Consider the following 394-nt stretch of genomic DNA (forward strand, 5'->3'; position numbering starts at 1 on the left):
CCTGATCCCAGCGCTGCTCAGTGATATTGAAATCATTGGCGGTGTAACCGAGGACATCGAGCCCGGCGACATCGCGACCGTAGCTGAGGTTGTACAAGGTGTCGTTGGTGCCCACCGTGTCATCGGAGTGCACATGCAGGTCGRCGTACAGCGGGCGCAATGCAGTGCCAGCCGGATCGACCGTGACAAACGCCCGAGCGGCACGCACAAAAGGTACCGCCACCTCGGCCGACAAGCGCCACTCCCCCACCGCACCAAGATCAAAACCTTCAAGCCGGGCAGTCGCCCAACCTTCAGCCGCCAGGGTGAACGGTTGTTGTCGCTCCCCCCCTTCGGGATCAACCAGAGTCAGGACACCTTGGAGCGGCAAGTTGCGGCAGGTGTTGCCCCAGGC

General features: G+C 62.3%; 1 protein-coding gene. It reads right to left on the reverse strand.

Annotated features, from left to right (window positions below):
* A partial coding sequence (locus tag AC1DJ5_RS14670; protein WP_477021075.1) for a hypothetical protein occupies positions 1 to 394 on the reverse strand: 394 nt, incomplete at both ends.

This window comes from Brevundimonas sp. 01N35, assembly GCF_056399785.1.